17 protein-coding genes are annotated in these 14,252 nt (G+C 68.7%); 5 read left to right on the forward strand and 12 right to left on the reverse strand.

Annotated elements, in window-relative coordinates; genetic code table 11:
* Window positions 1-1,402 (reverse strand): glycine--tRNA ligase (locus ABQE89_RS22440; RefSeq protein WP_448420751.1); only part of this gene is annotated, 1,402 nt, incomplete at its 3' end.
* A 70-nt stretch (window positions 1,403-1,472) separates the two neighbouring features.
* Here ABQE89_RS22440 and ABQE89_RS22445 point away from each other — a divergent pair.
* Both ABQE89_RS22445 and ABQE89_RS22450 read left to right on the forward strand, forming a co-directional pair.
* Window positions 1,473-1,868: an ArsR/SmtB family transcription factor gene (locus tag ABQE89_RS22445; protein WP_448420753.1), complete on the forward strand. Its 396-nt coding sequence runs from the start codon at window positions 1,473-1,475 to the stop codon at window positions 1,866-1,868.
* Window positions 1,865-2,284 (forward strand): Fur family transcriptional regulator, encoded by a 420-nt coding sequence (locus ABQE89_RS22450; RefSeq protein ID WP_448420755.1) that lies wholly within the window; start codon window positions 1,865-1,867, stop codon window positions 2,282-2,284. The genes ABQE89_RS22445 and ABQE89_RS22450 overlap by 4 nt, the downstream gene beginning before the upstream one ends.
* Here the strand turns inward: ABQE89_RS22450 and ABQE89_RS22455 are convergent.
* The 3 genes from ABQE89_RS22455 to recO are packed head-to-tail and all read right to left on the reverse strand — an operon-like array spanning window position 2,281 to window position 4,403.
* Window positions 2,281-2,706 carry a hypothetical protein gene (locus ABQE89_RS22455; protein ID WP_448420757.1) on the reverse strand — a complete coding sequence of 142 codons (426 nt, stop codon included), beginning with the start codon at window positions 2,704-2,706 and terminating at the stop codon, window positions 2,281-2,283. The genes ABQE89_RS22450 and ABQE89_RS22455 overlap by 4 nt on opposite strands.
* A 10-nt stretch (window positions 2,707-2,716) precedes the next feature.
* Window positions 2,717-3,613: a decaprenyl diphosphate synthase gene (locus tag ABQE89_RS22460; RefSeq protein ID WP_448420759.1), complete on the reverse strand. Its 897-nt coding sequence runs from the start codon at window positions 3,611-3,613 to the stop codon at window positions 2,717-2,719.
* Window positions 3,546-4,403, reverse strand: a complete 858-nt coding sequence (gene recO / locus ABQE89_RS22465; RefSeq protein ID WP_448420761.1) for a DNA repair protein RecO — start codon at window positions 4,401-4,403, stop codon at window positions 3,546-3,548. Before recO ends, ABQE89_RS22460 begins: the two co-directional genes overlap by 68 nt.
* 63 nt (window positions 4,404-4,466) lie before the next feature.
* On the opposite strand from recO, the gene ABQE89_RS22470 reads away from it, so the two are divergent.
* Together ABQE89_RS22470 and ABQE89_RS22475 are read left to right on the forward strand one after the other, a co-directional pair.
* A complete protein-coding gene (locus ABQE89_RS22470) occupies window positions 4,467-5,945 on the forward strand; it encodes an amidase (RefSeq protein WP_448420763.1) in 1,479 nt (492 codons plus the stop codon).
* An 80-nt stretch (window positions 5,946-6,025) separates the two neighbouring features.
* Window positions 6,026-6,529 (forward strand): CAP domain-containing protein, encoded by a 504-nt coding sequence (locus ABQE89_RS22475; protein WP_448420927.1) that lies wholly within the window; start codon window positions 6,026-6,028, stop codon window positions 6,527-6,529.
* A gap of 12 nt (window positions 6,530-6,541) precedes the next feature.
* On the opposite strand, the gene era is transcribed toward ABQE89_RS22475, so the two are convergent.
* The 8 genes from era to hrcA form a co-directional block, all read right to left on the reverse strand.
* On the reverse strand, window positions 6,542-7,450 hold the full coding sequence (gene era / locus ABQE89_RS22480) for a GTPase Era (RefSeq protein ID WP_448420765.1): 909 nt from the start codon (window positions 7,448-7,450) through the stop codon (window positions 6,542-6,544).
* On the reverse strand, window positions 7,447-7,767 hold the full coding sequence (locus tag ABQE89_RS22485; protein WP_448420767.1) for a cytidine deaminase-like protein: 321 nt from the start codon (window positions 7,765-7,767) through the stop codon (window positions 7,447-7,449). Before ABQE89_RS22485 ends, era begins: the two co-directional genes overlap by 4 nt.
* Complete coding sequence (locus ABQE89_RS22490) at window positions 7,754-9,052, reverse strand: hemolysin family protein (RefSeq protein ID WP_448420769.1); 1,299 nt, start codon at window positions 9,050-9,052, stop codon at window positions 7,754-7,756. Before ABQE89_RS22490 ends, ABQE89_RS22485 begins: the two co-directional genes overlap by 14 nt.
* Complete coding sequence (gene ybeY, locus ABQE89_RS22495) at window positions 9,049-9,585, reverse strand: rRNA maturation RNase YbeY (RefSeq protein ID WP_448420771.1); 537 nt, start codon at window positions 9,583-9,585, stop codon at window positions 9,049-9,051. Before ybeY ends, ABQE89_RS22490 begins: the two co-directional genes overlap by 4 nt.
* Before the next feature lie 12 nt (window positions 9,586-9,597).
* Complete coding sequence (locus tag ABQE89_RS22500) at window positions 9,598-10,644, reverse strand: PhoH family protein (protein ID WP_448420773.1); 1,047 nt, start codon at window positions 10,642-10,644, stop codon at window positions 9,598-9,600.
* Between the two features lie 127 nt (window positions 10,645-10,771).
* Window positions 10,772-11,542, reverse strand: a complete 771-nt coding sequence (locus ABQE89_RS22505) for a 16S rRNA (uracil(1498)-N(3))-methyltransferase (RefSeq protein ID WP_448420775.1) — start codon at window positions 11,540-11,542, stop codon at window positions 10,772-10,774.
* Between the two features lie 16 nt (window positions 11,543-11,558).
* The gene (dnaJ, locus tag ABQE89_RS22510; RefSeq protein WP_448420777.1) at window positions 11,559-12,701 is read right to left on the reverse strand and encodes a molecular chaperone DnaJ; all 1,143 of its coding nucleotides are present in this window, start codon (window positions 12,699-12,701) and stop codon (window positions 11,559-11,561) included.
* A gap of 21 nt (window positions 12,702-12,722) precedes the next feature.
* Window positions 12,723-13,757, reverse strand: a complete 1,035-nt coding sequence (gene hrcA, locus ABQE89_RS22515) for a heat-inducible transcriptional repressor HrcA (protein ID WP_448420780.1) — start codon at window positions 13,755-13,757, stop codon at window positions 12,723-12,725.
* A 165-nt stretch (window positions 13,758-13,922) separates the two neighbouring features.
* Between hrcA and ABQE89_RS22520 the strand changes: the two genes are divergently transcribed.
* A complete protein-coding gene (locus ABQE89_RS22520; protein ID WP_448420782.1) occupies window positions 13,923-14,249 on the forward strand; it encodes a type II toxin-antitoxin system VapB family antitoxin in 327 nt (108 codons plus the stop codon).
* The last annotated feature ends 3 nt before the right edge of the window (window positions 14,250-14,252 follow it).

The following is a 14,252-nucleotide window of genomic DNA, read 5'->3' on the forward strand; positions in this document are numbered from 1 at the left end:
AGCCTTTCAGGCGGGCGGCCAGGTAGTCGCTGACGGCGTCCAGCGCGACGCGGTCCTGCGTCATCGCGTCGCGCTCGCGGATCGTCACCGCGTGGTCGTCGAGTGAGTCGAAGTCGACGGTCACGCAGAACGGTGTGCCGATCTCGTCCTGTCGGCGATAGCGCCTGCCGATCGCGCCCGCGTCGTCGAACTCGACGTTCCAGTGCTTGCGCAGTTCGGCGGCCAGGTCGCGAGCCTTCGGCGAGAGGTTCTCGTGCCGCGACAGCGGCAGCACCGCGGCCTTGATCGGTGCCAGGCGCGGATCAAGGCGAAGCACCGTGCGCTTGTCCACCCCGCCCTTGGCGTTGGGCGCTTCGTCCTCGGCGTACGCGTCGACCAGAAACGCCATGAACGACCGGGTCAACCCTGCTGCCGGTTCGATCACGTACGGCACATAGCGGGTATCGGAGGCCTGATCGTAGAACGACAGGTCGACGCCGGAATGCTTGGTGTGCGTGGACAAGTCGAAGTCGGTGCGGTTGGCCACACCTTCCAGCTCACCCCACGGATTGCCGGTGAAGCCGAACTTGTACTCGATGTCGACGGTGCGCTCCGAGTAGTGTGACAGCTTCTCCTTGGGATGCTCGTAGAGCCGCAGATTGTCCCGGTCGATGCCGAGATCGACGTACCACTGCAGACGCTCGTCGATCCAGTACTGGTGCCACTCGCGCGCGGTCGCGGGCTCGACGAAGAACTCCATCTCCATCTGCTCGAACTCGCGGGTCCGGAAGATGAAGTTGCCCGGGGTGATCTCGTTGCGAAAGCTCTTGCCCGTCTGGGCGATACCGAACGGCGGCTTCTTGCGCGCGGTCGTCACCACGTTGGCGAAGTTGACGAAGATGCCCTGGGCGGTCTCGGGCCGCAGATAGTGCAGCCCCTCCTCGGTCTCGATAGGGCCGAGATGAGTCTTGAGCATCATGTTGAAGTCACGCGGCTCGGTCCACTGGCCCTTGGTGCCGCAGTCGGGGCACCCGATCTCGGTCATCGGCACCGCGTCGGGATCGTCGAGACCCTTCTTCTCCGCGTAGCCCTCCTGCAGGTGGTCCTGCCGATGGCGCTTGTGGCAGTTCATGCACTCGACCAGCGGGTCGTTGAACACGTCGACATGGCCGGAGGCCACCCACACCTCACGCGGCAGGATGATCGCGCTGTCCAGCCCGACGACGTCCTCACGGGCGGTGACCACCGAGCGCCACCACTGGCGCTTGATGTTCTCCTTGAGTTCGACACCCAGCGGCCCGTAGTCCCATGCCGAGCGGGTCCCGCCGTAGATCTCGCCGGACTGATACACCAGGCCACGACGCTTGGCGAGGTTCGCGACGGTGTCGACGATCGATGAAGATCTCGAAGAAGATGAAGCCACGACTGCACAGCCTAGCGACCTCGGCTCGCATCGTTGACATGCATGGGTGCGCATGTATTCTGGCGCCATAATGAAAACCGTTTCCACTATCGCGGCCCGGGTCGACGACGACCACGACCACAGCGGCACGCCGTATCCCGAGCTGCCGCCGCGCGACGTGCTCGACACCTCCGGTGACCTGCTGCGCGCGCTGGCCGCGCCGGTGCGGATCGCGATCGTGCTGCAGCTGCGGGAGTCGGCCCGGTGCGTGCACGAACTCGTCGACGCGCTGGCGGTGCCGCAGCCGCTGGTCAGCCAGCACCTGCGCATCCTCAAGGCCGCGGGTGTGGTGGCCGGGCAGCGGTCGGGGCGCGAGGTGATGTATCACCTGGTCGACGGGCACCTGGCCGACATCGTGGTGGCCGCGGTGACGCACGCCAGCGAAGACAGTCAAGACAGTGACGAAGACAGGGTGAATCAGGGGTGAGAAGGACGGCCGGTGTGCGCTCGACTCGGCAGCGCGCCGCGATCTCCGCTCTGCTGGACAAGCTCGACGGCTTCCGTTCGGCCCAGGAGTTGCACGACGAGCTGCGCCAGCGCGGCGAGGGCATCGGGCTGACGACGGTCTATCGCACCTTGCAGCACATGGCGGCGGCGGGCACCGTCGATACGCTGCGCACCGACACCGGCGAGTCGGTGTACCGGCGCTGCTCGGAGGACCACCACCACCATCTGGTGTGCCGCGCGTGCGGATCCACGGTCGAGGTGCAGGGCGGCCACGTCGAGGCGTGGGCCACCGAGGTCGCGCGCGAGCACGGTTTCTCCGACGTCAGCCACACCATCGAGATCTTCGGCGTCTGCGGCGGCTGCGCCGCGGGCAGCGCCGCGGCCGCGAAACCCTAGGCGGCCCCCACCAGCGCGCGACGCACGTCGGCCCCGGTGGCCAGCACCATCATGATCAGCGTGCGCAGTGCATCGTCGGTCAGGCCCGCGCCGGGAAAGTTGTAGCGCAGCAACACGTCTGCGACCTTCTTGGCACGCTTGCCGCCGGCCTGGCCCGCCACGCTCTTGGCCGTCAGCGACACCGTGCCCAACAGGGTCTGGTGCGCATGGTCGGCGACCGTCGTCCGCAGCTTCGCGTCCAGGGGTAGATCCCAGGCCAGAATCTGGGTGAGCGAGACCATCTCGAGGCCCGCGGCGATCTCCACCACCCGCAGCGAGGCGAACGTGCCGTCGTGGGACACCGTGACCGCACCGTCGGACTCCCGTTGCACGGGCGACACCTCGCCGAGCACGGCGGCGAGTCGGTCGGGCCAGGCCGGCATCGGCTGTCCTCTAGGCCCTGCCGAATCGGCGGTTGCGGTTGACGTACTCCTGACAGGCCGCCCACAGGTCCCGGCGGTCGTAGTCGGGCCACAGCTTGTCCTGGAACACGAATTCGGCGTAGGCGGCCTGCCACAGCAGGAAATTGCTTGCGCGCTGCTCCCCCGAGGTCCGGATGAACAGGTCGACGTCGGGGATGTCGGCGCGGTGAAGGTGCTTGGCGAACGTCGCCTCGGTGATGCGGTTCGGCTTGATCTTGCCGTCCACCGCGAGTTGGGCGATCTCGCGCGTGGCCTCGACGATCTCGGTGCGGCCGCCGTAGTTCACGCAGTAGTTGATGGTGATGACGTCGTTGCCGACCGTCATCTGCTCGGCGATGTCGAACTCCTTGATGACGCTGCGCCACATCCGCGGTCGGGAACCGACCCAGCGCATCCGCACGCCCATGTCGTTGAGGTTCTCCCTGCGGCGGCGCACCACTTCACGGTTGAACCCCATCAGGAAGCGCACCTCTTCGGCGCTGCGGTTCCAGTTCTCGGTGGAGAACGCATACACCGTCAGATGTTTGATGCCGATTTCGATTGCGCCGCAGGTGATGTCGATGAGCACTGCCTCGCCCATCTTGTGCCCTTCGGTGCGGTGCAGGCCGCGCTGGGTGGCCCAGCGACCGTTGCCGTCCATCACCACGGCGACGTGGTTGGGCACCTGCTCGGCCGGTATCCGCGGCGCGGCGGCCTTCGACGTGTGTTGCGGCGGGCGCGCGAACCGGCCGTTGGTGTGCGGTGGCAGGTCGGGGAACACGACGGGCCACGTCGACTTGTCCGGGAAGCTGGGGTAGTCGTCAGGCGCCGGAGGCAGCTGTGGATGGGTAGCCTTCGTCGTCCGCTGCCCCGGCCGTTTCACTGCCATGAGCCACATCCTGCCCGACCAATGACACGCGATTCTCAGCGACTGTCCGGTCCACCCGATAGACCCGTTCCACCAGCGGCAACGTCCGCAACTGACGCTCCAGATGCCACTGCAGGTGTGCGGCCACCAGACCGCTGGCCTGGCTGCGATGCGAGTGCGACGAGACCTGGGCGTGTTCCCAGTCTCCTTCGTACAGCGCGGCCATCAGGTCCAGCACCCCCTGCGGAGGTGTCACCGACCCCGACGGCCTGCAGTGCACGCACACACTGCCGCCCGCCGCGACGTGAAACGCCCGGTGCGGCCCCGGCGCGGCGCAGCGGGCGCACTCGAGCAGAGCCGGCGCCCAGCCCGCGATCCCCATGGCACGCAACAGGTACGCGTCCAACACCAGTTCCCTGGGGCGGCTGCCGTCGGCCACCGCCCGCAACGCGGCGACGGTGAGCCGGTGCAGCGCGGGCATCGGGAGGCGCTCCTCGGAGGCCAGCCGTTCGGCGGTCTCCAGCATCGCGCACGCGCAGGTGTAGCGGCCGTAGTCGCTGACGATGTCGGTGGCGAACGCATCGATGGCCTGCACCTGGGTGACGATGTCGAGGTTCCGCCCGGGGTGCAGCTGAACGTCGATGTGCGCGAACGGCTCCAACCTGGCCCCGAACCTGCTGCGGGTGCGCCGCACCCCCTTGGCCACCGCGCGCACCAACCCGTGGTCGCGGGTGAGCAGGGTGACGATCCGGTCGGCCTCGCCGAGCTTGTGCTGGCGCAGCACCACCGCACGATCCCGGTACAGCCGCATCGACACAGTCTCGCACTGCGATCGGACAGGAACCGAGACGCAGCGCCGATATCCTCGTAACTGATGTCCGACACGGTTCGTTTTCCCACGCTCACTCAGCAGCTGTTCCAGCTGGCCAGTGGCACTGTCACGTCCGAAGAACTCACGCGTCGGGCGCTGGCGGCGATCGAGGCCAGCCAGCCGACGCTCAACGCGTTTCGAGTGGTGCTCACCGCAGCGGCCCTCGCCGACGCCGCCGAGGCCGACCGCAAGCGGGCCGCGGGGTCGCAGCTTCCGCTGCTGGGCATCCCCATCGCGGTCAAGGACGACGTGGACGTCGCGGGCGTGCCGACCCGGTTCGGCGCCGACGGCGACGTCGCGCCCGCCACGGCCGATTCCGAGGTCGTGCGGCGACTGCGCGCGGCGGGCGCGGTGATCGTCGGCAAGACCAACACCTGCGAGCTGGGTCAGTGGCCGTTCACCAGCGGTCCCGCGTTCGGCCACACCCGCAACCCGTGGTCGCGTGCGCACACACCGGGCGGGTCGTCGGGCGGCAGCGCCGCGGCGGTGGCGGCCGGACTGGTGACCGCGGCCATCGGCTCGGACGGCGCGGGCAGTGTGCGCATCCCGGCGGCGTGGACACATCTGGTGGGGATCAAGCCCCAGCGGGGGCGCATCTCCACCTGGCCGCTGCCCGAGGCGTTCAACGGCATCACCGTCAACGGCGTACTGGCACGCACGGTCACCGATGCCGCCCTGGTGCTCGACGCGGCGTCGGGCAATGTGGACGGCGACCTGCACCGGCCGGCGCCGGTGCGGGTGTCCGACTTCGTGGGTCAGGCCCGCGGCCCGTTGCGGATCGCGTTCTCCACCAAGTTCCCCTACACCGTGTTCCGGGCCAGGCTGCATCCCGAGATCCGCGCCGCGATGCACGTCGTCGCCGGCCAACTCGAGGATCTCGGCCACACGATGGTCACCGCCGATCCCGACTACCACCTGCGGATGTCGTGGAACTTTCTGTCCCGGTCCACATCTGGGCTGCTGACCTGGGCCGAGCGCCTTGGCCACGGTGTCAGGCTGGACAAGCGCACCGTCGCCAACCTGCGCACCGGCCGGCTGCTCTCCGAGCACGTGTTGCGCAAGGCCCGCGCCCGGGAGGCCGACGCGCAGCGTCGGATCGGCTGGATCTTCAACATCGCCGATGTCGTGCTGGCGCCGACGACGGCCCAGCCGCCACCCCCGGTGCACGATTTCGACCACCGCGGCGGACTGTCCACCGACCGCACGATGATCAAGGCGTGCCCGGTGACGTGGCCGTGGAACCTGCTGGGCTGGCCGTCGATCAACGTGCCCGCGGGATTCACCTCCGACGGGCTTCCCATCGGGGTTCAGCTGATGGGCCCGGCCAACAGCGAGCCCCTGCTGTTCTCGCTGGCCGCCGAACTCGAGGCGCTCAACGGCTGGTCGACCAAGCAGCCGAAGATGTGGTGGACATCCGACCAAGGACCCACGGACACAGCAAATCCTGACGTTGAGAGGATCGTCACAGACGAGGTCGCGTAAGGTCTTCGATCATGATTCCGCGACGCAGGCTTTCGACGACCCCTTTCGTGCGCGGCGCGTACGCGCTACCGATCCTCGCCATGGTCGGCGGGTTGGTAGGCATGCCGACCGCCCAGGCCGACAACAAGCGACTCAACGACGGTGTGGTGGCCAACGTCTACACCGTCAAGTCCCAGGCCGGCTGCGAAACGGACATCAAGATCAACCCGAAGCTGCGGCTGGCGGCGCAGTGGCACACCAACGATGTGCTGCACAATCGGGCGCTCAACGCCGACATCGGCTCGGACGGTTCGACGGTCGCCGACCGCGCCAGCAGGGCCGGATACGCCGGCGAGGTGTCCGAGACGGTGGCGATCAACCCGGCGCTGGCGATCAGCGGCATCGAGTTGATCAACCAGTGGTATCACCGCCCCGATTACTACGCGATCATGGCCGACTGCTCCAACGTCGACATCGGCGTCTGGTCGGAGAACCTGATCGACCGCACGGTGGTGGTCGCGGTATACGGCAAGGGTGACAGCGCACCGCCGGTGCAGGCGCCGGGTCGCGACGTCGGCCAGCCGGGCGCGGGCGTCCCGGGCTGACGCCCGGACGTCTCAGAACCCCAGCCGCCCCAGCTGCTTGGGGTCGCGCTGCCAGTTCTTGGCGACCTTGACCCGCAGGTCGAGAAACACCTTGGTGCCCAGCAGCCTCTCGATCTGGGTGCGCGCGGCGGTGCCCACCTCGCGCAACCTGGCGCCGCCCTTGCCGATGACGATGCCCTTCTGGCTGTCACGTTCGACGTAGAGGATCGCGTACACGTCGACCAGCGGGTCGGCGTCGTCGCGACCCTCCCGCGGCGTGATCTCCTCGATCACGACGGCCAGCGAGTGCGGTAGCTCGTCGCGCACGCCTTCCAGCGCGGCCTCCCGGATCAGCTCGGCGATCAGTACCTCCTCGGGCTCGTCGGTCAGCTCGCCGTCGGGGTAGAACGCCGGGCCGGGCGGCAGTTGCCGGGCCATCACCTCGATAAGCACGTCAAGGTTGTCGCCGGTGGTGGCCGACACCGGCACCAGTTCGGCCTCCGGTCCCGCCAGCTCGCTGGCCGCGATCAGCTGTGCGGCGACGCGGTCCTTGGCCACCTTGTCGATCTTGGTCACGACGACCATCAGCGTGGTGTTGGGCGCGACGGCGCGGATCTGTTCGTAGATCCACCGGTCGCCGGGCCCGATCCGCTCGTCGGCCGGAATGCACAGCCCGATGATGTCGACCTCGGAGTAGGTGTTCTTCACCAGATCGTTGAGCCGCTGGCCCAGCAGGGTGCGCGGCCGGTGCAGACCCGGGGTGTCGATCAGGATGATCTGGAAGTTCTCGCGGTGCACGATGCCGCGGATGGTGTGGCGGGTGGTCTGCGGGCGGTTGGAGGTGATCGCGACCTTCGTGCCGACCAGCGCGTTGGTCAGCGTCGACTTGCCGGTGTTCGGCCGACCGACGAAACAGACGAAACCGGACCGAAACTCGCTCACGCGATCACGTTGCCGGAGCGGTCGGCGACGATGACGGCGGCCTGCGCGGACAGCTCCCGCACCGCGGCGACGCCCGCATCGTCGGCGGACCCCCCGACCAGCACCGCGGCCTCCAGTCCGGTGGCGCCGCTGGACACCGCGGCGGCGACGGCGGCCTGCAGCGCGGTCAGCTTCAGCGCGTCCAGCGCGACGGGCGCGCCCGCGTAGGTGCGGCCGTCGACGTCGCGCACGGCCGCACCGCTGTGCGCCTCGGCGCGGCCCATCGCGCCGCGGGCCAACGTCACGAGTTTGGCGTCCTCGGGGTCAAGCTCTGTCATCACGCTCCTCGTCCACCGGCTCGGTCGGGCTGACAAGGACCGTACCGACGCGCACCCGGCCGCGGTGATCGCGGCCGCCCTCGGCCCGTAGCCGCAGCCCGTCCCAGGTCACCTCGGCGCCGGGCAGCGGCACCCGGCCCAGCTCGAAGGCCACCAACCCGCCCACGGTGTCCACGTCGAAGTCCTCGTCGAACTCGATGTCGTAGAGCTCGCCGAGGTCCTCGATCGGCAGCCGGGCCGACACCCGGTATCGCCGATCCCCCAGCTCCTCGATGGGGGCGACCTCACCGGCGTCGTACTCGTCGTTGATCTCGCCGACGATCTCCTCGAGCACGTCCTCGATGGTCACCAGCCCCGCGATCGCGCCGTATTCGTCGACCAGCAGCGCCATGTGAACGCGATCGCGCTGCATCTCCCGCAGCAGTTCGTCGAGCGGTTTGGAGTCCGGCACGAACACCGCCGGGCGCATCACGTCGCACACCCGGGTGTCGCGGCCGCCGGTGGTCGAGTAGTAGGTGCGCTCGACGAGGTCCTTGAGGTAGACCACACCGACGATGTCGTCGACGTTCTCCCCGATCACCGGGATGCGGGAATGCCCGCTGCGCACGGCCAGCGACGTCGCCTGCCCCGCGGTCTTGTCGCTCTCGATCCACACCATCTCGGTGCGCGGCACCATCACCTCACGGGCCGGGGTGTCGCCGAGTTCGAACACCGACTGGATCATTCGGCGTTCCTCGTCGGCGACCACGCCGCGTTGCTGTGCGAGGTCGACCACCTCGCGCAGTTCGATCTCCGAGGCGAACGGGCCGTTGCGAAAGCCCCGGCCCGGGGTCAGCGCGTTGCCCAGCAGCACCAGCAGCCGGCTCACCGGGGTCAGCACGATCGAGATCGCCTGCAGCGGAAGCGCCGCGGCCAACGAGATGCTGTAGGCGTTCTGCCGGCCCACGGTGCGCGGCCCGACCCCGATCACCACGAAACTGACCACCGTCATGATCGCCGCGGCGAACACCAGACCCCAGCTGACCCCCAGGTAGTCGTCGAGGTACGCGGCCAGCAGGACGGTGGCGCTGACCTCGCAGGCGATGCGGAGCAGCACGACGAGATTGATGTAGCGCGGTCGTTCGGCGATGATCCGGTCGAGCCGGACCGCACCCGGACGTTCCTCGCGGACCAGTTCTTCGACGCGCGCGATCGACACGGTGCTCACGGCCGCGTCGATCGCGGCGAACAGCCCACCCAGTCCGATCAGGGCGATCGCGCCGACGAGCTGCCCGAATCCGGTCACGGCTCGTCGAAGTATCGGGATTTGTCCAGCAGCCTGCGGTCCTTCTCCGACTGCCGGTCCTGGTGGTAGGCCTCGACCTGGTCGGCCACCCACTCCTCGAGCAGTTCACGCTGCAGCGCGAACATCTCCTTCTCCTCGTCGGATTCGGCGTGGTCGTAGCCGAGCAGGTGCAGCACGCCGTGCACGGTCAGCAGGGCCAGCTCCTGCCCGAGTGAATGGCCCTCCGCGGCGGCCTGTTCGGCGGCGAACTCCGGGCACAGCACGATGTCGCCGAGCAGCGCCGGCCCCGGTTCGGGGGCATCGGGTCGGCCGCCGGGCTCGAGCTCGTCCATCGGAAAGCTCATCACGTCGGTGGGCCCCGGCAGGTCCATCCAGCGCATGTGCAGATCGGCCATCGCCGCGGTGTCCAGAAGCACCATCGACAGTTCAGCCGCGGGATGCACTTTCATCTTGCGGATGACGAATTGGGCGATGCTGATGAGTTCCTCTTCGGAAACATCGATGCCCGATTCGTTGGACACCTCAATGCTCATGTTCGACTTCCGCTACCGCCGGGGACGATTTCCGGACGCGCGCCGCTGCGCACGGTTCATCAGACCGGGTTCCTCGAATTTCGCGTAGGCGTCCACGATTTCGGAGACCAGCCGGTGGCGCACCACGTCGGCGCTGGTGAGCTCGGCGAAGTGGATGTCGTCGATATCGTCGAGGATCTGCATTGCCGCACGCAGGCCGGAGTGCGCCCCGCCGGGCAGGTCGACCTGGGTGATATCGCCTGTCACAACGACTTTCGAGCCGAAGCCCAACCGGGTGAGGAACATCTTCATCTGCTCGGCGGTGGTGTTCTGCGCCTCGTCGAGGATGATGAACGCGTCGTTGAGCGTGCGCCCCCGCATGTACGCCAGCGGCGCCACCTCGATCACCCCGGCGCTCATCAGTTTCGGGATCAACTCCGGATCCATCATGTCGTGCAGCGCGTCGTAGAGCGGCCGCAGATACGGGTCGATCTTCTCGCTCAGGGTGCCGGGCAGGAACCCGAGGCGCTCGCCGGCTTCCACCGCGGGACGGGTGAGAATGATGCGGGTGACCTGTTTGGTCTGAAGCGCGTTGACGGCCTTGGCCATCGCCAGGTAGGTCTTGCCGGTGCCCGCCGGGCCGATCCCGAACACGATGGTGTGCGCGTCGATGGCGTCGACATAGCGCTTCTGGTTCAGCGTCTTGGGTCGGATGGTCTTACCGCGCCGCGACAGGATGTCGAGTGTGAGCACCTCGGCGGGTGACTCGTTGCCGGTGCCGGTGAGCATGGCGACGCTGTGGTGGACGGTGTCGGGGGTCAGCGTCTGGCCGCTGCCGACGATCGTGAGCAACTCCGAGATCACCCGTTCGGCCAACGCGACGTCGGCGGGTTCACCGGACAGTGTGAGCGCGTTGCCTCGGGCGTGGACATCGGCGGCCAGCAGGTCCTCGATTGTGCGCAGGTTCTCGTCGGCGGAACCAAGCAGGCCCATGACGAGGTCGGGCGGAACATCAATGCTGCTGCGGACCGAGGAACCGCTCTCGGCGTCGGAGTCAGCGTTCGTCTCGCGGGGCGTCACCTGGGGTTTTCTGCCTGCTTTCTGGGTTCTGGCCTGGTTGTTTGCGCTATCCGGTCCAGTTTAGCGCCGGGCGTCGACCCATCCCAACGGTTAACGCCTCCGGCCGGCTCGAACCAGCGAGGACCAGCTAGGACCACCGACCGGTGAGCACCCCCAACGCCCCCAGGGCCACCGCCGCGGCGGTGGAGGTTCGCAGCACCGTCGGCCCGAGCAGCACGGGTTCGGCGCCGGCGTCGGACAGCGCGGCGATCTCCCCGTCGGTGAGGCCCCCTTCGGGTCCGACGACCAGGATCAGTGAATCGGCCTGGGTCAGCGGCACATCCGCGATCGATCGGGTGGCCGACTCGTGCAGCACCAGAGCTCGTGTCGAGACGGCCTCGCGGATCCGCTGCACCAGGTCGTCGGTGGTCTCCACGCCGCTGACCGGCGGGATGTGGGCGCGCCGTGACTGTCTGGCCGCCGCGCGCGCCACCGCGCGCCAGCGTCGCAGGCCCTTGTCGACCCGCGCCGGCCCGTCCCAGCGCGCCACGCAACGCTGCGCCTGCCAGGCCACCACCGCGTCGGCGCCGGCCTCGGTGGCCAGCTCGACGGCCAGTTCGGCGCGGTCGGATTTGGGCAGTGCCTGAACGACGGTGACGGTCGGGGTGGGCGCCGGAACCGTCCGCCGGTCGAGCACCCGTGCCGTCAGCCGGCCCTTTGCCACCTCTTCGACCACGCAGCCGGCGAGTTGCCCGGCGCCGTCGCCGAGGTCCAGCGCCTCGCCGGGCCGGATGCGTCGCACGTTGGCGGCGTGGAAGCCCTCGTCGCCGTCGACCACGGCCACCTCCCCCACGGCAGGCACGGTGTCGACGTAGAACAGTGCGCCGCGGGCGCGAAGCGCGCCGGAGTCGTCAGCCACCAGACGTCACGAGATGTTAATGGCCGCTGAACGTTTCCCGCAGCCTGCTGAACAGTCCACCGCCGCTGGAAGCCGCCTGGGTGGAGCGCACCTCGGCGGTGTCGCGCCCGCGCTTCTCCTTCAGCTTGCGCAGCAGCTCGATGTCGTCGTGATCGAGCTTCCTGGGCACCACGACGTCGATGTGGGCGTGCAGGTCGCCACGGACCCCCGAGCGCAGATGCGGCATGCCGTGCCCGCGCAGCACCACGACCGCACCGGGCTGGGTGCCTGCCGGGATGGCTATCTCGGTGGGGCCGTCGATGATTCCCTCGACGGTCACCGCGGTGCCCAGCGCGGCGTCGACCATCGGCACCGAGATCGTGCAGTGCAGGTCGTCGCCGTCGCGCACGAAGATGTCGTGGGGTTTCTCGTGGACCTCGACGTAGAGGTCACCGGCGGGCCCGCCGCCCGGGCCGACCTCGCCCTGTGCGGCCAGGCGCACCCGCATCCCGTCGCCGACGCCCGCGGGGATCTTGACGCTGATGTCGCGTCGGGCGCGGACCCGGCCGTCGCCGCCACAGCGGTGACACGGATCCGGGATGACCTCACCGACACCGCCGCACACCGGGCAGGGTCGCGACGTCATCACCTGGCCCAGCAGGGAGCGCTGCACGGTCTGGATCTCGCCGCGTCCGCCACAGGTGTCGCAGGCCGCCGGTGCGGAGTTGCCGTGGGTGCCCTTGCCCTGGCACAGGTCGCACAGCACCGCGGTGTCCACGGTCACCTGCTTGGTGACGCCGGTGGCGCACTCGGCGAGGTCCAGTTGCACCCGCAGCAGGGAGTCCGATCCGGGCCGGACCCGGCCGATCGGGCCGCGCGAGGTGGTTCCGCCGCCGAAGAACGCCTCGAACACGTCGCCGAGTCCGCCGAAACCGGCGAATCCGTTGCCCGCGGCGGCCGCGGATTCCAGCGGGTCGCCGCCCATGTCGACGATGCGGCGCTTCTCCGGATCGCTGAGCACCTCGTAGGCGACGCTGATCTCCTTGAACCGAGTCTGCGCCTCCTCGTCCGGGTTGACGTCGGGATGCAGCTCACGGGCCAGTCGTCGGTAGGCGCGTTTGATCTCCGAGTCACTCGCACCTCTGCTGACCCCGAGCAGGCCGTAATAGTCGCGTGCCACGCTTGACCTTTCGAACGCCGGTTATCGGCTGCCTAGGACTTCTCCGATATACAGAGCAACCGCAGCGACATTAGCGATAGTTCCCGGATAGTCCATTCGGGTGGGTCCCACCACCCCCATGCCGCCGTACACCTTGCCCGCACTGCCGTAGGCGGTGGACACCACCGACGCCTGCACCATCTCCTCGGCCTCGGTCTCGTGGCCGATACGCACGGTGACCTTACCGGCCTCTTGCTGGGCGGCCAGCAACCGCAGCACCACCACCTGCTCCTCGAGCGCCTCGAGCACCGGCCGCAGGGTGCCGCCGAAGTCGGCGGTGTTGCGGGTGAGGTTCGCGGTGCCGCCCAGCAGCAGGCGTTCCTCGCGGTGTTCGACCAGCGTCTCGACCAGCACCGTCGCCGAGCGACCGACGGCGTCGGAGAGCCCGCCGTCGGAGCCGTGCAGCTGCGAGGCCAGATCGGAGACCGCGATGGACGCGGCGGCCAACGGCTTGCCTTCCAGCGCCTGGCCGAGCAGGTCGCGCAGCTTGGCGACGTCGTGTTCGTCGAGGGTGTCGCCGAGCTCCACCACCCGCTGATCGACCCGGCCGGTGTCGGTGATCAGCACCAGCAGCAGCCTGGCTGGGGTGAGCGCCACCACCTCCAGGTGGCGCACCGTCGAGGTCGACAGCGTCGGGTACTGCACGATCGCGACCTGGCGGGTCAGCTGCGCCAGCAGCCGGACGGCCCGGCGCAGCACGTCGTCGAGGTCGACGCCGGACTCCAGAAAGTCCAGGATGGCGCGGCGCTCCGGCGTCGAAAGCGGCTTGACCTCGTCGAGCCGGTCGACGAACTCGCGGTAGCCCTTCTCGGTGGGCACCCGGCCCGAGCTGGTGTGCGGCTGGGCGATGTAGCCCTCGGCTTCCAGCACCGCCATGTCGTTGCGAACCGTCGCGCTCGAGACCCCCAGGTTGTGTCTCTCCACGAGGGATTTCGAGCCGATCGGCTCCTTGGTGGCCACGAAGTCGGCGACGATGGCACGCAGCACCTCGAAGCGTCTGTCTTCGGCGCTACCCATGTTCACCTACCTCTCGCACCTCTCGCACATCGTTTACTTGCCATTTTACGGGTGACGAACAACGCACAGCGCTCGTGCGGGTTCTGCGCGTGGCGCTGGCGGGTCGATGGCGACCCGCTCGGCTAACCTGTCATGCCGAGGGGCCGAGTAGGCGAAGGCGCGTCGATGATCTTCAAGGGTGTCCGCGAGGGTAGGCCGTACCCCGAGCACGGGCTGTCGCACCGGCAGTGGGCGCAGATCCCGCCCCGCCAGATCCGCCTCGACGAGTTGGTCACCACGACCACGGTGCTGGCGCTGGACCGACTGCTGTCGGAGGACTCGACGTTCTACGGCGACCTGTTCCCGCACGCGGTCCGGTGGCGGGGCGTCATCTATCTGGAGGACGGGCTGCACCGCGCGGTGCGCGCGGCGCTGCGCAACCGGACCGTGCTGCATGCGCGGATCTTCGACATGGACGAAGCGGCGGCGTGGGCCCAGCCGCAGCCGCGTTGATCC

It is taken from the genome of Mycolicibacterium sp. XJ1819, from assembly GCF_053483675.1.